The sequence below is a fragment of the Sphingomonas pseudosanguinis genome (genome assembly GCF_052056765.1).
In the GTDB taxonomy this organism is placed as follows: domain Bacteria; phylum Pseudomonadota; class Alphaproteobacteria; order Sphingomonadales; family Sphingomonadaceae; genus Sphingomonas; species Sphingomonas pseudosanguinis.
Genome location: NZ_CP189888.1, coordinates 42,313 through 59,922 on the forward strand (window position 1 = coordinate 42,313; position 17,610 = coordinate 59,922).

Sequence of the window (17,610 nt, forward strand, 5' to 3'; positions counted from 1 at the left end):
TGAGCCTAGGCTGCCTCGGTCTGAGATCATCATGCATTCGAGATGCGCGATAATGGCAAAATCGATCGCCTTGTGCCTTTCTCACGCGAACGACGAGCCGTTGGCGATAGGACATGATCGATGGATGCATCCATCATTAACACTAATGCTGATGGATGCATGCAGCATAAAATTTGACAATCGACGTTTGAGAATGCATTGCCGGATACATCACGCGTTAACCCGCCTGATGCCGGATGGGTGCCACGGATGCCTGCTTCAAAGAAGCGCAGTTACGCACGCTATACGATTGCCGCGGTAGAGCTCCTCGGCATGCTGGTACAGGTCGAGCGCAAGTCGCGCAGGATGACCGCGCAAGACTTGGCGGACCGGCTCGGCGTCGACCGCAGCACCTTGCATCGACTCGAACAGGGGGATCCGAAGGTCGAGCTGGGACTTGCCTTCGAGGCGTGTGCCATCCTCGGCATTCCGCTGTTCGAAGAGGACGCACAGGGGGTGTCGATGCGGCTCGACGAAGCGGGCAAGCGCCTCGCACTGCTCCCTCGCCGCGTGCGGCCGAAGCCGTTGAGCATCAGCGATGACTTCTAAGCTGCCCCATCCGCGCGAGGCCTTTGTCTGGACCTGGCTGCCCGGAGCCACGACGCCGGTCGTTGCTGGCCGGCTGGTATCCGACGGCGAGCGTATCCAGTTCATGTATGGCCGTTCGTATCGCGAGCGGACCGACGCCATCCCGCTTTATATGCCGGAACTCCCGCTCGTGGGCGAACCCATCGCACCCCTCGGCACACTTGCGATGGCGAGCGCGATCCGCGACGGCGCCCCTGACGCCTGGGGACGGCGTGTCATCCTCAACAGGACCTTCGGGGTCAAGGGCGACGACCTTGACGGGATCGAGCTGGACGAGCTGGTCTTCCTGCTCGAATCCGGCTCGGACCGGATCGGCGCCCTAGATTTCCAAAAGTCTGCGACCGCCTATGCTCCGCGCGGCGGCAGGCACGCGACCGTCGAGGAACTGCTCGCGTCTGCGGAGAAGGTCGAGAAGAACCTGCCGCTCACGCTGGAACTCGACCAGGCCCTCCATCATGGCAGTTCGATCGGCGGTGCCCGTCCCAAGGCGCTGCTCACGGATGGGGCGCAGAAATATGTCGCCAAATTCTCCAGCAGCGGCGACACCTATTCGGTCGTGAAGGGTGAATATATCGCGATGCGCCTGGCCGCGCTCGCTGGGCTGTCGGTCGCGCCGGTCCGGCTGATCCATGCTGCGGGCAAGGATGTGCTTCTGGTCGAGCGGTTCGATCGCGTGCCGACCGAAAATGACTGGCATCGGCGGGCGATGGTCTCGGCGCTCACCATCCTCGAGCTCGACGAGATGCAGGCGCGCTATGCGAGCTATCAGGATCTTGCCGAGAAGATACGCTTCCGCTTCATCGATCCGACCGCGACCCTGCACGAGCTGTTCGCGCGCCTGACGTTCAATATCCTCGTCGGCAATGTCGACGATCATGCGCGCAACCACGCCGCGTTCTGGGACGGGTCGCAGCTTGGCCTCACGCCCGCCTACGACATTTGCCCACAGGCGCGAGCCGGCCAAGAAGCCAGCCAAGCAATGCTGATTGTGGGCCGGCACCGCTCGAGCCAGATCGCCACCTGCCTGGCCGCCGCCGGCGACTTCCATATGACGTCCGACCAGGCCATCGCGATCGTGTCCAGGCAGATCGAGACCATTGGCGCACAATGGCTCGCGCTGTGCGACGAGGCGAGCCTGGGACCGGTGGACAGGGCGCTGTTCTGGGGACGGCAATTCCTCAATCCCTTTGCCTTCTACGAGCTTGAAGGGCCGGCGGCCGTACTCGCGGAGCGCGCCGCCACGATCCGCGGCCAAGTCTGAACCGATCGCGATTGGTCGCCTGCTACCGCTCGGCTAAACTGCAACGAAGACGAGAAGGACGTCAGCACGGAGCCGTCGTCCGCAGGACTGTGGCGGCGGCAAGGGCAGTCAGCATGACCTTGGTCCTGTCAGTTCATCTGGCCACGGAGGAAGGCGATCAGCTTCGGGTCGCTGCCGGTGCGTTCGAGGATGGGCAGGATGACCCGCCATCCGTTGTCGCTGTTGGTCAGGATCACGATGCCGTCGCCGCTCGCACGATCGATCGCGGCGAAGGTGAAGGCCCCGGCATCCTTGCCGGTGTGGAGCATCGTTGTGCTTCCGGGAAATCCTAGAAGCTGCCAGCCGAGGCCAAAGCCGGTCCAGGGTGGACAGCTGGCTGCTTTCGATCCGGCACATATTCCGGGCGTCAGATCGGCCTGCGATCTGCTGCGCTCCGCCGCGACGGACGCGACCAGGCCCCTGTCGCTGCGCGCATCGATGAGGAAGCGCGCATAATCACGCGCCGTCGCGTGCGCGAGATCGGCAGCGTTGTAGCGCGTCACCCGCTCTACAGGGATCGGCTTGCCGGCGTCGTCGTAGGGCTCGGCGATCGGCGCCGCCTCGCCTTGCGCCGACACATACCCGGAAGCGCGCATGTGGGTGGGTGCGAACAGCCAGCGGCCAGCCAGCGTCTCGAACGACTGTCCGGTACGACGCTCGGCGTAACGCGCGGCATATTGATACCCCTCGCCCGAATAGCCGGTCGTCGTGCCAGGATCATGATCGAACGCCAGCCCTTTGGCATCGCGCCAGTTTGGCAACCCGGTGCGATGGCTCAGCGCCATGCGGACGGTGAGCTTCATCCGTCGGGGATCACGCGACAGGTCGGGATCGCTCCAGTAGCGATCCATCGGCTCGTCGAGCGACAGCCTGCCGGCTGACACCAGGCGCAGGATGACTTCCGCCGTCAGCGGCTTCGTCAGCGAGGCGAGATTATAGGGTGTGGCGACGGTCGTAGCCCGGTTCGGCCCTGCCATGCCCCAGGCGCCCGTCGAGACGATCCGTCCGTTGCGGATCACGGCGACCGAAGCACTCTCCACATGCAGTTCTCGGAGAGCCGTGGTCATATCCGGCAGAGAGGCGTTGGCTCTGGCGTCCGCCATTGAGGCGGAAGCCAGCAGCGCAATCAAGCCTGCGTGAACTGTCCACTTCAGAAGATTGGCTGTATTACTCATATACCACACATAGCGGCGTCGAAGTCTGGCCACAACAACTGCCGGGTCTTTGGGGAAGGTTTCGTGATTGTCCCCATTAGGACCCGTGCAGACCCCAACCGGTATCTGACGCCGAGGCGCCAAGAAGCCGACACTCCATGCCGAACCCGACCGCGATCGACGCGGGTACGGGTGCCCAAGCACTGGAGATCGTCATGCCGTTCCTCGACCGCCGCCGCGTCATCGCCGCCATGCTCGCCGCCGCTGCCAGCGGCAGTTTCATCATGGGGGTCATGTCGGCGGCGACGCCGGCCCATGCGCAGTTCGGCGGGATCGTGTTCGATCCGCGAAACTATGCGCAGAATATCCTGACCGCCGCGCGCACGCTGCAGAGCGTCAACCAGCAGATCCAGCAGCTGCAGAACGAGGCGCAGATGCTAGTCGCCATGGGCAAGAATCTGCGCCGTATCGACTTCCCGCAGCTCGACGTCCTCAAGCAGAAGCTTGCCGAGATCGACCGGCTGATGGGCCGGGCGCAGGCGATCGACTTCCGGGTCGGCCAGCTCGACGACCAGTTTAAATCGCTGTTTCCCGCCGACTTCTCCTCGGCGCTCCGCACCGATGCCCGCCTGCGTGATGCCCGCGCGCGGCTCGATGCCAGCATGGGCGCGTTTCGCCAGACGATGACGGTGCAGGCGCAGGTCGTCGAAAACGTCCGGTCCGACACACAGGCGCTCGCCGACATCGTCGCGCGCAGCCAAGGCGCGGAAGGCTCGCTCCAGGCACAGCAAGCCACCAACCAGCTCCTTGCCTTGACCGCCAAGCAGCAGTTGCAGCTCCAGCAGATGATGGCCGCGCAATTCCGTAGCGAGGCGATCGAGCAGGCACGGCGCGCGACGCAGGCACAGGAGGCACGCGCGGCGACCAGGAAGTTCCTCGGCTCCGGATCAGCCTACACGTCCCAATAGCCCCACGGCGTAGACAGGCTCGATCCGGCAAGTGGCCGGTGATGTCCCGATCATCGGTCGCCGTCGCGGGGCGCGGTCCCGCTCCCCACCGCGCCCCGCGACATTCTCGCCACTTTGCCAGGAAGAGGATCCCATGAACGACCTCAATGTCATCGACCGCTTCCTGCAGGCGTTCATCACTTACATCGACAGCGGCTTCGGGCTGCTCGGTCCTGACGTCGGCTTCCTGACCGCAACGCTGATCGGCATCGACATCACGCTTGCCGGCCTGTTCTGGGCGATGGGCGGCGAGGACAATGTCATCGGCCGCTTCCTCAGGAAAATCCTCTATGTCGGCGCCTTCGCCTTCATCCTGAACAGCTTCTCTCGTCTCGCCGACATCATCTTCCGCTCGTTCGCGCAGGCCGGGCTGACCGCTGGCGGTGGCACGCTGTCCGCGGACGACCTGCTGAAACCCGGGCGGCTCGCCGGAACCGGCTTCTCGGCGGCGTGGCCGCTGCTCGACCAGGCGAGCGAGATGGTCGGGTTCACGACCTTCTTCGACAACTTCCTGACGATCATGATCCTGCTTTTCGCCTGGGCGCTGGTGATCGTCGCCTTCTTCATCCTCGCGGTGCAGATGTTCGTCTGCATCCTCGAGTTCAAGCTGACGAGCCTGGCGGGCTTCATCCTCGTGCCGTTCGCGCTGTGGAACCGCACCAGCTTCCTCGCCGAGCGCGTGCTGGGCAATGTCGTCTCGTCCGGCGTGAAGGTGATGGTGCTCGCCGTCATCGTCGGGATCGGCGCCAACTTCTTCGCCGAGTTCACGCAAGCGCTGCAGGGCCAGGAGCCCGACATCGGCCAGGCGATGAGCCTCGTGCTTGCCAGCCTGTCGCTGTTCGGCCTCGGCATCTTCGGGCCGTCGATCGCCTCGGGGCTGGTGTCCGGCGCCCCGCAACTCGGCGCCGGCGCGGCACTTGGCACCGCGGTCGGCGCCGGCGGCATCGCGATGCTGGCGGGCGGTGCGGCGGTAGGCGGCGCGCGCGCCCTGGCCGGCGCTGCGCTGGGGGCGGTGCGTGCCGGCACTGCGATGGGATCGGCGGCCTCGACCGCCGCGCAGCTTGGTCGTGAGACGGGCGGCTCGGCGGCCGGCGGCATGGCCGCCGCCGCCAAGGGTGCGGCGGCCCAAAAGATCGAAAGCACCTTCGGGCTCGGCGCTGCTGCAGAGCGAGGTCGCAACGCCGCCTGGTCGGCGCTCAATCGAACCTCCGACGCGTCGCCGGGCACGAAGGATGCCGAGGGCGGCATGCCCGCCTGGGCGCGGGCGATGCGCGACCAGCAGACGAGCCGCCATCGCCGCCAAGTCGCGATCCACGCGCTCAGCCAAGGCGATCGTGGCTGCGGCTCCGCCATTCCCGACATCAAGGAAAGGAACGACTGAACCATGGTCTTCAAGCGAAGCGTGCAGCGCTACGGGCGAACGCCGCAGCCCGAGACGCCCTACCAGCGTGCGGGGCAGCTGTGGGACGAGCGGATCGGCGCGGCGCGCGTGCAGGCGCGCCACTGGCGGCTGATGGCGTTCGGCTGCTTGTTCCTGACCGCAGGCACGTCGGCAGCCCTTGCCTGGCAATCGATGCAGAGCCGCGTCACGCCCTATGTCGTCGAGGTCGACAAGCTCGGCGAGGCGCGCGCGGTCCAGCCGGCCGACGTCGCATACCGGCCGACCGACCCGCAGGTGGCGTGGCACCTGTCGCGATTCATCACCAACATCCGCTCGGTGTCGCTCGACCCGGTGCTGATGCGCCGCGACTGGCTCGAGGCCTATGACTTCGCGACCCAGCGCGGGGCCCAGTTCCTGGGGGAATATGCCCGATCGGCAGCGCCCTTTGCCCAGGTCGGCGACCGGACGGTGTCGGTGCAGGTCACCAGCGTCGTGCGCGCGTCCGACACGTCGTTCCAGGTCAAATGGACCGAGACCATGTTCGAGCGCGGCAGCCAGGCGGGCGTCCAGCGCTGGACGGCCATCCTCACCATCGTCACGCGCGCGCCGACATCGGTCGAGGTGCTGCGCAAGAACCCGCTCGGCATCTATGTCGACGCGATCGACTGGAGCCGCGAACTGGACGCTGCACCATCGTCGCCACCCACACGCCCCGCCGCCCAGTCGCCCGCGACCCTGCCGCTCGGATCGCCGCTCGACCCTTCCCTCGGCGCCCGACCTGAAGCCGCAAACCTGTCCAACATGCAGGAGAAGAACCCATGAAGCTCGTCATCTTGCGGGCCATAGCCACCATGGTCCTGGCCGGTCCCGCGTGGGCGCGGGATCAGGCCGCGGCACCACTCAAGGCGGTGCGGTCCGCCACGCAGAATGCCACGATCGAGCCGGCAGCGACCGGGTTCGTCAGCGGCGCGCAGGTCTATCCGTTCAACGACGGCACGATCTATCAAGTCTATACAGCGCCGGGACTGGTGACCGACATCAGGCTCCAGCCGGGTGAGACGCTCGTCGCGGTCGCGAGCGGCGACACCGCCCGTTGGGTGATCGGTGACACCACTTCCGGAGGGAGTGGCAGCGGCTCGGGCGACGGCAAGCAGACGCATGTGCTGGTCAAGCCAGTCTCGTCAGGCCTGCTCACCAACCTGGTCATCACGACCGACCGGCGTGCCTATCATCTCAGGCTCGCCAGCACCCCGGCAACGGCGCTGTCCTCGCTGCGCTGGACCTATCCGCAGGATGAGCTGCTGGCCGTGCGACGCAAGGCGGAAGCCGCGCAGGCTGCAGCGCCGGTGGCGACGGGGCTGGCGATCGAGCAGCTGCATTTCGACTACGCGATCAGCGGTGACCGCCCGCCATGGCGGCCATTGCGCGTGTTCGACGACGGGGCGAGGACCTATGTCGAGTTTCCGGCTTCGCTGGCCAATGGCGATGCACCACCCCTGTTCGTCGTCGGCCCAGATGGGAAGGTGGAACTGGTCAATTACCGGCTGCGTGATCGTTTCTACGTCGTCGACCGGATCTTCGACGCGGCCGAACTCCGGCTCGGCTTGAAGAAGCAGCAGGTCGTCCGCATCGACAGGATTGGGCCATCCGCGCCGCGGAGGGGCGCATGACCGAGATTGCCGAACCTTTGTCAGCCGCACCTTCGCCCGCCGAACCCATGCTTGACGCGCCCGCACCCGAGGCGCCCGCCCAGCCGCCGAAGGTCGACCCGGAGACATTGGCCATCCGTTCCCGTCCGGCCCGCGCGATCCGCTTCCGCAAGGGTGCGATCATCGGCGTCGCCGCGCTGGGCTCGGCCAGCCTCATGAGTATCGCCTGGATGGCGTTGAAGCCGCAGGTCTTCCGGCATGTCGCCCAGGACAGCGAACTGTCTCAGCCGATGGCGAAGCCCGCCGCCGACGCACTTTCGGGCCTGCCGGCGAGCTATGGCGATGCGCCCAGGCTCGGCCCACCGCTTCCCGGCGATCTTGGCCGGCCGATCCTTCGCGCGCAGGAACGGGCCGGAGTGAACCCTGTCCCCACATCGGTCGACACCGCAACGGCAGCACGGCAACAGTGGATGGCCGACCTCAAGGCAGCCCGGGAATCGGGCCTGATGGCGCAGGTCACGACCGGCCGTAGCGCGGTCGCTCCTGCATCCTCCGTCGGTCCCGATATCCCTGATGCCGCCCCTGCGACGGCGACGGGAACGCGCAATGAGCAGTTCGCTGTGGCCAGAGACACGGGCGGCGATCTCAACGCCGGCGGCCTGGTCACGCTTGCTTCGCCCAACAGCCTGCTGGCGGGCAGCGTGATCGCGGCAAGCCTCATCACCGGCTTGGACTCCGACCTGCCCGGCATGGTCACCGCGCAGGTCACTCAGAACGTGTTCGATACCATCACGGGGACCATCCTGCTCGTGCCGCAGGGCGCTCGGCTGATTGGCAAATATGACAGCGTCGTTGCGTTCGGTCAGCGCCGCGCGCTGGTCATCTGGCAACGGCTGATCCTGCCCGACGGCAGTTCGGTGCGGCTCGACAACATGCCCGCGACCGATCCGGCAGGCTATGCGGGGCTTGCCGACCGGGTCGATTTCCACACATGGACGCTGCTCAAGGGCGTCGCGGTCGCGACCATGCTCGGGGTGGGGTCCGAGCTGTCGATCGGCGGCGACGGCGACCTCGTACAGGCGATCCGCCAGTCCGCCCAGACGAATGCCGCGCGGGCCGGCGGCCAGATCACCCAACGCAACCTCGATGTCCAACCCACGATCACAATCCGACCCGGCGCGCCCGTTCGCGTGTTGGTGACCCGTGATCTCATTCTCGCGCCATGGCGCGGCAGGGAGAACTGACATGGCCGATCTCAAACTTGGCAAGCTGCCCGACCGGACGCCGGTCAAGCTGACGATCACGATCACGCCGGACCTGCAGGCCGCGCTGCAGGCCTATGCGGCGATCTATACCGCCACCTATGGCGTCGAGGAGCCGGTCGCCGATCTGGTGCCTGCCATGCTTGCCACCTTTCTCGACAGCGACCGGGCCTTCATGCGCGAGCGCGACGCGCGGGCACGCAGTTCACGATGATCGAATGGGCAGGCGTATTGTAGATCTTGCAGCGTGCCATTTTCCGAAGATTTCGCTCAGGTCGGCTCCCCCCTTGCTGTGCGGCGCGATCTGCACGTCGAGGTCAAGCGCCGCTATGACACGAAACAGGGTTTCCAGCGTCGTACCAGTCTGCCCGCCTTCGATGCGGGAGATGGTCTTCTGCCCTGTTCCGACCGAGGCGGCCAATGCTTGCTGGGTGAGGTTGCGCTGGATCCGCACATTATGGATGAGCGCACCGAGCTGTTTGGGAGAGCGTACAATATGCGCCATCCGAACGCCTTCCAACGACGGCATACCGTTCGGGGATAAGGGCGCCATATACCATGCAGGGCATATTTCAGATCTATACCCTGTAGGGAATATCACGGATTCATACGTTGTGAGGTATGATCGGAACTGCAAACCTTGGGCTATGCCGGGGCGTCGGCAATGCCGCCGCCCGAAGCGGGTATGAGCCGTTCTTATCGGCACCGTTAGATGAGCGCATGCCATCTTCTCCGCTAACACGTGCTTTTCGACGTTTGTCCGCCCGGCCTCCCCCTTGCGTAGCCTGGTAGCAACAGTGCGTCGCCGGATGGTGCGACACTCGCGCATTCTTTGCCTGTAAGGCTCAAAACAGTACGGGCCCAGACAGAGCGGCTTGGCATCACTCCAGCGGCGTAGATGCCGTTCCTGCAGTATCGCGAGAGAGGGTTGCGAATGTCCCTTCAGAGCACCGCCGGGACCTCAGGGAGGCTCTACTCCCCTTCAAGCGAAAGCAGGACCTTATCGGCTTCCCAGCCGCAACAACCGGAAGGTGACGTCCTTGTCCGCTAACCCTGACCGCTTCCTCCGTCTGAACGCCGTCCTCGCTCAGACGGGACTTCGCCGTTCCACCCTCTATCGCAAGATGGCGAACGGCACCTTTCCGACGAACGTTCAACTCAGTACCCGCTGCGTTGGCTGGCGTGCGTCGGCCGTGGATGAGTGGATGCGCAATCCCACTTCCGACCATCTTGCCGAATAACAGCACCAACATCTGGCAGGCGTCGCGAGTCCTACATTCGCTTGCGAAACGTGCCCTTGATGACGGCACCGCCGATCCGGCGTAGGGCGAGATAATCCGACTAACACTGCGCCATGCGCACCCGTTCCGCCCAGTGCGCGCCGCGATGATAGGCGGCGCGCAACTTATCCTTTTCGCCTTGGGCCAGAGCGCACGATGGCATCGGGATGCCACAGCCCTGCCTCGTCGAGGAGCGTGCTGGCCATGGCGCGGAAGCCGTAGCTGGTCAGCTCGTACGGATTGTTCAAATTTGCATATCGGGCATTCGCGACTTCTGGCGAGGATCGGTCGACGTAGCCGGACCCTCGCCAATCTGCCTTACGCAACGTCGACCAGAATGATCTCGCTATCCTCAATCGCGGTGACGCGCAGCGTCCCGGTCTGGTCGATCGCGGCGCCGTCGCGCGTGCCGACCCGCTGCCCTTCGATCTCGACCGCGCCGGTGGCGGGGACGAGATAGCCGCGCCGGTCTGCGCCCAGCGGGTATTCCGCCGTCTCGCCGGCCTTCAGCGTCGCTGCCACGATCCGGGCATCGGTCCGGATCGTCAGCGCGTCCGCGTCCTCGGCAAAGCCCGATGCCAGCGTCACGAACTGCCCGGCCCGCTCGCCCTTGGGGAAGGGCCGCGCGCCCCAGCTGGGTTTGTCGCCCTTGGCGGTCGGCACGATCCAGATCTGGAAGATCTTCGTCGTGACATCCTCCAGATTATATTCCGAATGGGTGATGCCGGTGCCGGCGCTCATCACCTGAACATCGCCCGCCTCCGTACGGCCCTTGTTGCCCAGATTGTCCTGATGGGTGATCGCACCTTCGCGAACATAGGTGATGATTTCCATGTCGCGGTGCGGATGCGGCGGAAAGCCCGTCTTGGGGGCGATCGTGTCGTCGTTCCACACGCGCAAATTACCCCAGTTCATCCGGGCGGGATCGTAATAGTCGGCGAAGCTGAAATGGTGCTTGGCATTCAGCCAGCCATGATCGGCACCACCAAGACCAGCGAAGGGACGAACCTCGATCATCATCTATCTCCTTGAAACCGGGCGGATCAGCCCGTCTGTTGTCCCGGATATAGGCCTTGCCGACATGCCTGCTCAGTGAGATAAATCAGGCGCTAACGTTCGATGGAATTGAAATGGCCAATCCCGGCTTTCCGACTTTCGACCAGATCAAGATATTCCTGGCGGTGGTCGATACGGGCAGCTTTGCGGGGGCGGGGCGGCGGCTGAACCGGGCGGTGTCGGTCATCAGCTATGGCATCGCCAATCTGGAGGGGCAGCTGGGCGTGCGGCTGTTCGACCGCGAGGGGACCAAGAAGCCGGTCCTGACGGTCGAGGGCGGCGCCGTGCTGGCCGAAGCGCGGGCGATCGGCGAAGGCGTGGACGGTCTGCGCGCCAAGGTGAAGGGCCTGCTGGAGGGGCTGGAGGCCGAGGTCAATCTGGCGGTCGACGTCATGCTGCCCGCGCCCCGGTTGGGGACGATCCTGCGCGCTTTTCGCACTGAATTTCCCACTGTGTCGCTGCGCCTGCATGTCGAGGCGTTGGGAAGCGTCACCGCGATGGTGCTGGACCAAACGGCGGCGATCGGCATTTCCGGCCCCGTCGCGGCGGGGATCGAGGGGGTAGAATGTATCGGCGCGGGCGCACTGCCCCTGGTGCCGGTCGCGTCGCCCGCTCATCCGCTCGCCCGGATGGAGCGCATCCCGCCGGGCGCAGGGCGAGACCATATCCAGCTCGTCCTGACCGATCGGTCGCGCTTCACCGAGGGGCGCGACTTTTCGGTGATGAGCCCCAGGACCTGGCGGCTCGCCGATCTGGGGGCCAAGCATTCGCTGCTGCGCGAGGGGATCGGCTGGGGCAACATGCCCTTGTCGCTGATCGAGGCCGATCTGGCGACGGGTGCCTTGGTCCGGCTGCACATGCCCGATCATCCCGGCGGCATGTACCGCTTCGCAGGCGTCTGGCGACGCGACCTGCCGCCAGGGCCCGCCGCATCCTGGGTGCTCCAGCAGTTCGTCGAGGCGGGCGCGGCGGATCGCGATATGCCGGGACTGGGCGAGATATGAACACCGGACGGCTGGAAGCCTTCACCGACGGGGTGATCGCGATCATCATCACGATCATGGTGCTGGAGCTGAAGGTGCCGGCGGGCGGCGAACTGTCGGCGCTGTCGCAGGAAGCGCCGGTGCTGCTGGCCTATGTGCTCAGCTTCATCAATGTCGGGCTCTACTGGAACAACCACCATCATCTCCTCCACGCGACCGAGCGGATCGATGGGCGGGTGCTGTGGGCGAACCTGTTCCTGCTGTTCTGGCTGAGCCTCGTGCCCTTCGTCATTCGCTGGCATGACGAAAGCCATTTCGCGGTAGGGGCGACCGCGGCCTATGGCGTCGTGCTGGGCATGGCCGCGGTCGGCTACAAGCTGACCGAGCGGGCGATCGTCCTGTGCAACGGCGCGCAGTCCCGCGTGGCGAAGGCGATCGGGCGCGACTGGAAGGGGTGGGGCAGCATCCTTATCTACACGGTCGCGGTGCCGCTCGCCTTTGTCAGCCGGGTCGCCGCAATCGCCCTTTATGTTGGGGTCATCGCCTTGTGGCTGGTCCCCGATCGTCGCATCGCGCGTGCGCTGGTGAACGAGGACACCCCTCTCACGCCTTGACCGCGCCGTTCGCCGCGGGATGCGCGGTGCACGCCAGCGTGCCGCCCAGCACCAGTGCTCCGGCCAGCGCGAGGGGGGCGGCAAGACCGACGTGCAGCAGCAGCGCGGCGCCCACGCACGCCCCGACGAAGATCGCGACTACCGCCGCGATCCGGCGCGTCCAGTTCGGATTGCCGCCCCCGGCGGCGGTCGAATCGGCGGCGAGACCGGTGAGGGTTAGCGTCAGGACGGTGGTGGTCAGGTCCGCGACCTTCATCTGGCGGATGGTTGCATTGCGAAAGCCCATCGCGAGGCCGGTGAGCGCGATGATCGCGAATAGGGCTGCAGACTCCGGGCTGTTGCGCCCCATGCCGATCGCCAGCACGGCCGCGATCCATAGCAAAGCGGTCTCGATCGCCGCCGCCGTCAGCAGCCAGCGTCGCTCCGGCCGACCGACATGCGCGCGTCCCGTCCGCCCTCCGACCAGCGCGCCGACCAGAAAGCTCAGCAAGGCGGCGACGAACAGCGGCCAGGCAAAGCCCGGTGTCCCCGCCGCCGCGAAGCCCAGAAAGACGATGTTGCCGGTCATGTTGGCGGTGAACACCTTGCCCAGACCCAGCACGCTGGCCGCATCGACCAGTCCGGTCGTCACGGACAGCACCAGCAACAGGGGCACGCGCGGGTCGAAACGGGGGGTATCGGTCATGGTCATGCTCCTTAGAACCGGAAATTCGCCTCCAGCCCCCACAGGCCCGTGGTACGGGCGGGGCCGGTCTGGCGGAGGAAGCCGCCCGGCACGAAGGCCGAGAGCGAGGTGGACAGTTCGAGTTCAGGCGTCGCCTGCCAGGCCAGCGCGACCTCGGCCTGCTTGCCGATGAAGCGCGCGCTCGCGGTGCCGGGCGCGCGGATCAGGTTGCCGGGAATGTCATAGACGCCGTCGCCGCGCGATTGCCGCCAATAGGCCATGGCGGCGACACTCGCCGAGACGCCGTGACCCAGCACGACGCTGGCACGCGGATTGACGTTGACGATATTGCTCGGCCCGATGGGCGACAGCTCGCCGAAATATTTGCCCTTGGGAAACAGGGCGTTGAAGGTACCCAGCCGCCCGTCCCCGGCATGGGCGTCGCCGCTGACCATGTTGAACCGCAGGACGAGGTCGGGTGACAAAGGCACGGCGGGAAAACGGTGGCCCAGTTCGGTCGCGACGGTCCAGGCGCGGATGGATCGATCGGCGAACCGCCCGAACTGCACCACCCCCTCGACATTCCAGTGCCAGGGTCCGGCCGCGCCATAATGACGGACACCCAGGCTGTGGCGCCGCTCCGATCCCGTCAGCCCGCCGAACCGGGCGAGGCGATTGCGATAGCCGAGATAATAGAAGTCCAGCCCATTTTGCCCCCACGGCATCGTGGCATAGGCGCCCCAAAGCGATTTGGTCGTCGAGCGGCGATCGTCGAAGCTGTGGGGTCCCGGCTGGACCGGCCGCACCGCCAACAGGTCGATGCGCGCGCCGGGCAGCGAGACGATGGCGCGACCGCCGTCAAAGGCCAGCGGGACGTTGGGGCCATAGCGCGTGCCGATCAGCCGCTCGCTGCCGAAGGACAGCATCTGCCGCCCAGCCCGCAGGGTCACGCCCGACGCATCGCTCGCGCCGGTGTCGGCGGGACCCAATCGGAGGTCGGCGAAACCCTGCAGCAGGTCGACACGGGTCTGGTCGATCGGCCCGGCGGCGGGCGCGACGCTGATCGCGTAGGCGGCGATCGGCTGGACGAAGCCGCGCACCCGCCCGACATGGAGATCGGCATAGGGCAGCGCGCGCAGCCAGACATAGGCGTCATCGGGGGCCGCCGCGCCGCCCCACAGATTGTCGCGATAGGCCTCGCGCCGCGCCCGCAGCTCCAGGCCGGTGGTCAGATAGGCGCCACCGTCACCGATCGGGATATATTTGAACGGCTCGGTCCAGTGATCGTCGCGCGCGCTGGGATCGGCCAGCCGGTCCCAATGCTCGTTATAGCGCACGATGGTCAGCGTGGGGGCCTGCCACGCCTCGGTGCCGCTTTGTGCTACGGCCCCGGCATCGACTTGCGCCGCCGCCAGCAAGACTGCGAGGTCAAGCACGATCCCGCCCGGCGAGCATCGCGACCAGCACGAAACCGCCGACCAGGCCGATATGCTCGAAAAAGGCGTTGGTGGCAGCGAAGCGCTCAGGGCTCGCTTGCATTGTCCAGAAGCCATTGGCGGTCAGCGCGGCGAGCGCGGTGAACACGCCGAGCATCCCCGCTCCCAACCAGACGAAACGCCCGGTCAGGATCAGCAGCGGGCCGATGAGCTCGACCGCAATGGTGACTGCGGCCCAGAGCGCAGGCGGGGTCATGCCGAAATGCGCCTGCTCCGCCACCGCCCCCGGCCAGTCGCTCAGCTTGACGATGCCGCCCAGCAGATAGGCGCCGCACAGCGCCAGCCGGGCCGCGAACCATGCCGCACGGTTTTGGACGATGGCCTCGACAAAGGCGGGGTTGGCGGAGCGGCGCATGTCAGTGGATCACGGGCGCGTGGATTTCGGCGATATAGCCGCCGGGAAAGCGGACCATCGCCGATTGGCGGTCGCCCGCGACATGCGGCGACACCAATGTCTCGACCCCGGCGGCGCTCGCCTTGGCCAGCGTGGCCTGCAGGTTGGTGACCGTGTAGCCCGTCACTTCGCGACCATAGGGCCAGGGCAATTGCCCATCCGAGACGATCACCATCATGTCGCCATAGCCCGAGGTCAGGCGCACCCGGCGATAGGTCTTGCCCGGCTGGCCGATATCCACGCCGTCCGCCGCCTTGTCATCCGACAGCACCCGCGCATGGGCATAGCCGCCCCAGCTCTTCAGGAACGCTCCGGCCGCGTCGGCGGTCAGATAGACCCGGTTCTCCGGCACATTGGCCAGCGGCGCGTAACTCGGCTTGGTGGTGTGCCAATAGAGCTGCATGTTGATGCCGCCCGGCCATTGCACCACCACGTCGCGCCCGATCGGATCGGGAAAGGTCGTGATGACCCGCACCGCGCCATGCTTCACCGCCGCCGCGACCGCCTTGTCCATGTCGGTGACGAGATAACCGGTCCGCTCCTGTCCGAAGAGATAGGGGATGGGCGTCAGGAAGCCGAAGGCCGAGACGCTGCCCGCCGGGGTCAGCGCCAGTTGCGACTTGGTCTTGCTGGGCGTCGGCGTGACCTGGAACTGGCCCTGTTTGCTCAGGCTGCCGCCAAAGGTGGCGACGAAACTGCGCATGAAGGCGTCATACTGGTCCTGCGGCACATAGACATGGGTCGTGTCATATTGCGGGCCGACAGCGAAATCGGGGGTTTTCTGGGCAGTGGCCGGCGCGGTGCCGAACAGGACGACCGCCGTGAGAAACATGGTCTTCTTCATCACAATTCTCCTTCGGTCAGGATGGATCAGACGGCCCAGCAGCCGCAGCCGAACGAGCCCCAGAAGCTCTGCACATCGGCGGCGGGCACATCGGCGCCGAGCGCGGCGGCATGGTCATGGCCATGGACTGCGCAACCGCTCGCGCAGCCACAGGCACTCGCCAGTTTCGCGCTGGCTTCGGGCGAGCGGTGATAACCGCCAAAGGTCGCGACCGGCGACCAGTCTGGCATGGGTTTGGGCAGCGCAGGCGCGAGCGGGGCATAATCCCCTTCGCCCGACACGACCTTGCCCCCCAGGATGGTCAGGACCGAGCGCAAATGCGGAATGTCGCTTTCGGGCACCGCGAAATAATCGTCCGACAGGACCGCCAGATCGGCGAGCTGGCCGACCTTGATCTGCCCCTTCTTGCCTACCTCGTTGGAGAACCAGGTGTTCTCGTGCGTCCACATGCGCAGCGCCTTTTCGCGGCTGACGCGGTTGGCTCCGGGATAGAGCGACAGTCCGCCGACCGTCCGGCCGGTTACCAGCCAGTTCAGCGACACCCAGGGATTGTAGCTGGCGACGCGCGTGGCGTCGGTGCCCGCGCCGACCGGAATGCCTGCCGCGATCATCTTGCCGATCGGCGGCGTCCGCTCGGCGGCCTTCTGGCCATAGCGTTCGACGAAATACTCGCCCTGATAGGCCATGCGGTGCTGCACCGCGATGCCGCCGCCCAGTGCCGCGATCCGGTCGATATTCCGGTCGCTGATCGTCTCGGCATGGTCGAAGAACCAGTTGATGCCGGTCAGCGGAATGTCGCGGTGGACCTTCTCATAGACGTCCAGCGCGCGGCCGATCGTCTGGTCATAGGTGGCGTGCAACCGCCACGGCCAGCGATGCTCGGCGAGCAGGCGGATCACCGGCTCCAGATCGCCCTCCATGCTCGGCGGCATGTCGGGGCGCTCGACGCGAAAATCCTCGAAGTCCGCCGCCGAATAGACCAGCATCTCACCCGCGCCGTTATGGCGATAGGTGTCGTCGCCCTGCCCCGGCGACACCTGCTTCACCCAGCCGGAGAAATCGGCCAGTTCTTCTTTGGGCTTCTGGGTGAACAGGTTGTAGCTGATGCGGAGGGTCAGCTGGTCGTCGGCGTGCAGCTTCTCGATGATCTCGTAATCGTCGGGGTAGTTCTGGAAACCGCCGCCCGCATCGATCACGCCGGTCACGCCCAGCCCGTTCATCTCGCGCATGAAATGGCGGGTCGAATTGAGCTGATAGTCGGGCGGCAGCTTGGGTCCCTTGGCGAGCGTCGAATAGAGGATCGTCGCATTGGGCTTGGCGAGCAGCAGGCCGGTCGGGTTGCCCGCCGCGTCGCGCACGATCTCGCCACCCGGCGGGTTGGGCGTATCCTTGCTATAACCGACAACCCGCAGCGCGGCGGCGTTGAGCAGCGCGCGGTCGTAGAGGTGCAGGATGAAGACCGGCGTGTCGGGCGCGACCGCGTTCAGCTCAGCGATCGTCGGTAGGCGCTTTTCCGCGAACTGATGCTCGGTGAAGCCGCCGACCACGCGCACCCATTGCGGCGCGGGCGTGTTGTCGACCTGGCGCTTCAGCATCGCCATTGCATCGGCCAGCGTCGGCACGCCGTCCCAGCGCAGTTCCATATTATAGTTCAGCCCGCCCCGGATGATGTGCATGTGGCTGTCGATCAGGCCGGGGATGATGCGGCGCCTGCCCGCATCGATCACCTGCGCGCGGGGCGCGGCGGCGCGGACCTCCTGCTCGGTGCCGACGCACAGGAACTTGCCGTCACGGATCGCGATCGCCTGCGCCTCGGGATTTTCGCGGTCGAGGGTCGTGACCTTGGCGTTGACGAGGATCAGGTCGGTCATGGCGGCATTTCCTTGGGCGGCGAACAGG

19 protein-coding genes and 1 pseudogene are annotated in these 17,610 nt (G+C 66.1%); 11 read left to right on the top strand and 9 right to left on the bottom strand.

The features are described from left to right. Positions 1 to 249: 249 nt before the first annotated feature. Both ACQHGV_RS00190 and ACQHGV_RS00195 read left to right on the top strand, forming a co-directional pair. Positions 250 to 588 carry a helix-turn-helix transcriptional regulator gene (locus tag ACQHGV_RS00190; RefSeq protein ID WP_440978980.1) on the top strand — a complete coding sequence of 113 codons (339 nt, stop codon included), beginning with the start codon at positions 250 to 252 and terminating at the stop codon, positions 586 to 588. Further along, complete coding sequence (locus tag ACQHGV_RS00195) at positions 578 to 1,888, top strand: type II toxin-antitoxin system HipA family toxin (RefSeq protein ID WP_440978981.1); 1,311 nt, start codon at positions 578 to 580, stop codon at positions 1,886 to 1,888. The genes ACQHGV_RS00190 and ACQHGV_RS00195 overlap by 11 nt, the downstream gene beginning before the upstream one ends. Positions 1,889 to 2,016: 128 nt before the next feature. Here ACQHGV_RS00195 and ACQHGV_RS00200 read toward each other — a convergent pair whose 3' ends face one another. Next, complete coding sequence (locus tag ACQHGV_RS00200) at positions 2,017 to 3,102, bottom strand: serine hydrolase domain-containing protein (protein WP_440978982.1); 1,086 nt, start codon at positions 3,100 to 3,102, stop codon at positions 2,017 to 2,019. 194 nt (positions 3,103 to 3,296) lie between these two features. Between ACQHGV_RS00200 and trbJ the strand changes: the two genes are divergently transcribed. From trbJ to ACQHGV_RS00230, 6 genes are all read left to right on the top strand, one after another. Then, positions 3,297 to 4,049, top strand: a complete 753-nt coding sequence (trbJ, locus tag ACQHGV_RS00205) for a P-type conjugative transfer protein TrbJ (RefSeq protein WP_440980094.1) — start codon at positions 3,297 to 3,299, stop codon at positions 4,047 to 4,049. 133 nt (positions 4,050 to 4,182) lie between these two features. After that, positions 4,183 to 5,469, top strand: coding sequence for a P-type conjugative transfer protein TrbL (gene trbL / locus ACQHGV_RS00210; protein ID WP_440978983.1), 1,287 nt, complete (start codon positions 4,183 to 4,185; stop codon positions 5,467 to 5,469). A gap of 3 nt (positions 5,470 to 5,472) precedes the next feature. Continuing rightward, complete coding sequence (trbF, locus tag ACQHGV_RS00215) at positions 5,473 to 6,291, top strand: conjugal transfer protein TrbF (protein ID WP_440978984.1); 819 nt, start codon at positions 5,473 to 5,475, stop codon at positions 6,289 to 6,291. Beyond that, positions 6,288 to 7,139 (top strand): P-type conjugative transfer protein TrbG, encoded by an 852-nt coding sequence (gene trbG, locus ACQHGV_RS00220; protein WP_440978985.1) that lies wholly within the window; start codon positions 6,288 to 6,290, stop codon positions 7,137 to 7,139. The genes trbF and trbG overlap by 4 nt, the downstream gene beginning before the upstream one ends. A 47-nt stretch (positions 7,140 to 7,186) precedes the next feature. Next, a complete protein-coding gene (locus ACQHGV_RS00225; protein WP_440980095.1) occupies positions 7,187 to 8,362 on the top strand; it encodes a TrbI/VirB10 family protein in 1,176 nt (391 codons plus the stop codon). A 1-nt stretch (position 8,363) separates the two neighbouring features. After that, the gene (locus ACQHGV_RS00230) at positions 8,364 to 8,594 is read left to right on the top strand and encodes a DUF2274 domain-containing protein (RefSeq protein ID WP_322538715.1); all 231 of its coding nucleotides are present in this window, start codon (positions 8,364 to 8,366) and stop codon (positions 8,592 to 8,594) included. Here the strand turns inward: ACQHGV_RS00230 and ACQHGV_RS00235 are convergent. Further along, positions 8,586 to 8,885 carry a helix-turn-helix domain-containing protein gene (locus tag ACQHGV_RS00235; RefSeq protein WP_440978986.1) on the bottom strand — a complete coding sequence of 100 codons (300 nt, stop codon included), beginning with the start codon at positions 8,883 to 8,885 and terminating at the stop codon, positions 8,586 to 8,588. The two genes, ACQHGV_RS00230 and ACQHGV_RS00235, sit on opposite strands and share 9 nt — an antisense overlap. 526 nt (positions 8,886 to 9,411) lie before the next feature. Here ACQHGV_RS00235 and ACQHGV_RS00240 point away from each other — a divergent pair. After that, complete coding sequence (locus tag ACQHGV_RS00240) at positions 9,412 to 9,621, top strand: helix-turn-helix transcriptional regulator (RefSeq protein WP_440978987.1); 210 nt, start codon at positions 9,412 to 9,414, stop codon at positions 9,619 to 9,621. A gap of 100 nt (positions 9,622 to 9,721) precedes the next feature. Here the strand turns inward: ACQHGV_RS00240 and ACQHGV_RS00245 are convergent. Next, a pseudogene (locus tag ACQHGV_RS00245) lies at positions 9,722 to 9,893 on the bottom strand (integrase); the annotation flags it as partial. An 85-nt stretch (positions 9,894 to 9,978) separates the two neighbouring features. Continuing rightward, positions 9,979 to 10,677 (bottom strand): pirin family protein, encoded by a 699-nt coding sequence (locus tag ACQHGV_RS00250; protein ID WP_440980096.1) that lies wholly within the window; start codon positions 10,675 to 10,677, stop codon positions 9,979 to 9,981. A gap of 113 nt (positions 10,678 to 10,790) precedes the next feature. On the opposite strand from ACQHGV_RS00250, the gene ACQHGV_RS00255 reads away from it, so the two are divergent. Further along, positions 10,791 to 11,720 (top strand): LysR family transcriptional regulator, encoded by a 930-nt coding sequence (locus ACQHGV_RS00255; RefSeq protein WP_440978988.1) that lies wholly within the window; start codon positions 10,791 to 10,793, stop codon positions 11,718 to 11,720. After that, positions 11,717 to 12,313, top strand: coding sequence for a TMEM175 family protein (locus ACQHGV_RS00260; RefSeq protein ID WP_440978989.1), 597 nt, complete (start codon positions 11,717 to 11,719; stop codon positions 12,311 to 12,313). The genes ACQHGV_RS00255 and ACQHGV_RS00260 overlap by 4 nt, the downstream gene beginning before the upstream one ends. Here the strand turns inward: ACQHGV_RS00260 and ACQHGV_RS00265 are convergent. The 5 genes from ACQHGV_RS00265 to ACQHGV_RS00285 are packed head-to-tail and all read right to left on the bottom strand — an operon-like array spanning position 12,303 to position 17,582. Next, a complete protein-coding gene (locus ACQHGV_RS00265) occupies positions 12,303 to 12,998 on the bottom strand; it encodes a YoaK family protein (RefSeq protein ID WP_440978990.1) in 696 nt (231 codons plus the stop codon). The two genes, ACQHGV_RS00260 and ACQHGV_RS00265, sit on opposite strands and share 11 nt — an antisense overlap. A gap of 11 nt (positions 12,999 to 13,009) precedes the next feature. Next, complete coding sequence (locus tag ACQHGV_RS00270) at positions 13,010 to 14,413, bottom strand: alginate export family protein (RefSeq protein ID WP_440978991.1); 1,404 nt, start codon at positions 14,411 to 14,413, stop codon at positions 13,010 to 13,012. Further along, the gene (locus ACQHGV_RS00275) at positions 14,406 to 14,828 is read right to left on the bottom strand and encodes a DoxX family protein (protein WP_440978992.1); all 423 of its coding nucleotides are present in this window, start codon (positions 14,826 to 14,828) and stop codon (positions 14,406 to 14,408) included. Before ACQHGV_RS00275 ends, ACQHGV_RS00270 begins: the two co-directional genes overlap by 8 nt. Position 14,829: 1 nt before the next feature. Next, positions 14,830 to 15,711, bottom strand: coding sequence for a glyoxalase (locus tag ACQHGV_RS00280; RefSeq protein ID WP_440978993.1), 882 nt, complete (start codon positions 15,709 to 15,711; stop codon positions 14,830 to 14,832). Positions 15,712 to 15,737: 26 nt separating this feature from the next. After that, on the bottom strand, positions 15,738 to 17,582 hold the full coding sequence (locus ACQHGV_RS00285) for an amidohydrolase (RefSeq protein ID WP_440980097.1): 1,845 nt from the start codon (positions 17,580 to 17,582) through the stop codon (positions 15,738 to 15,740). Positions 17,583 to 17,610: the final 28 nt, after the last annotated feature.

Bases quoted from the DNA above. Each gene is read 5' to 3' on its own strand.
- trbJ (WP_440980094.1), top strand. From the start codon at position 3,297: ATGCCGTTCCTCGACCGCCGCCGCGTCATCGCCGCCATGCTCGCCGCC.
- ACQHGV_RS00235 (WP_440978986.1), bottom strand. From the start codon at position 8,885: ATGGCGCATATTGTACGCTCTCCCAAACAGCTCGGTGCGCTCATCCAT.
- ACQHGV_RS00265 (WP_440978990.1), bottom strand. From the start codon at position 12,998: ATGACCGATACCCCCCGTTTCGACCCGCGCGTGCCCCTGTTGCTGGTG.
- trbL (WP_440978983.1), top strand. From the start codon at position 4,183: ATGAACGACCTCAATGTCATCGACCGCTTCCTGCAGGCGTTCATCACT.
- trbG (WP_440978985.1), top strand. From the start codon at position 6,288: ATGAAGCTCGTCATCTTGCGGGCCATAGCCACCATGGTCCTGGCCGGT.
- ACQHGV_RS00255 (WP_440978988.1), top strand. From the start codon at position 10,791: ATGGCCAATCCCGGCTTTCCGACTTTCGACCAGATCAAGATATTCCTG.
- ACQHGV_RS00200 (WP_440978982.1), bottom strand. From the start codon at position 3,102: ATGAGTAATACAGCCAATCTTCTGAAGTGGACAGTTCACGCAGGCTTG.
- ACQHGV_RS00280 (WP_440978993.1), bottom strand. From the start codon at position 15,711: ATGAAGAAGACCATGTTTCTCACGGCGGTCGTCCTGTTCGGCACCGCG.
- ACQHGV_RS00275 (WP_440978992.1), bottom strand. From the start codon at position 14,828: ATGCGCCGCTCCGCCAACCCCGCCTTTGTCGAGGCCATCGTCCAAAAC.
- ACQHGV_RS00260 (WP_440978989.1), top strand. From the start codon at position 11,717: ATGAACACCGGACGGCTGGAAGCCTTCACCGACGGGGTGATCGCGATC.
- ACQHGV_RS00225 (WP_440980095.1), top strand. From the start codon at position 7,187: ATGCTTGACGCGCCCGCACCCGAGGCGCCCGCCCAGCCGCCGAAGGTC.
- ACQHGV_RS00190 (WP_440978980.1), top strand. From the start codon at position 250: ATGCCTGCTTCAAAGAAGCGCAGTTACGCACGCTATACGATTGCCGCG.
- ACQHGV_RS00250 (WP_440980096.1), bottom strand. From the start codon at position 10,677: ATGATCGAGGTTCGTCCCTTCGCTGGTCTTGGTGGTGCCGATCATGGC.
- ACQHGV_RS00230 (WP_322538715.1), top strand. From the start codon at position 8,364: ATGGCCGATCTCAAACTTGGCAAGCTGCCCGACCGGACGCCGGTCAAG.
- trbF (WP_440978984.1), top strand. From the start codon at position 5,473: ATGGTCTTCAAGCGAAGCGTGCAGCGCTACGGGCGAACGCCGCAGCCC.
- ACQHGV_RS00195 (WP_440978981.1), top strand. From the start codon at position 578: ATGACTTCTAAGCTGCCCCATCCGCGCGAGGCCTTTGTCTGGACCTGG.
- ACQHGV_RS00285 (WP_440980097.1), bottom strand. From the start codon at position 17,582: ATGACCGACCTGATCCTCGTCAACGCCAAGGTCACGACCCTCGACCGC.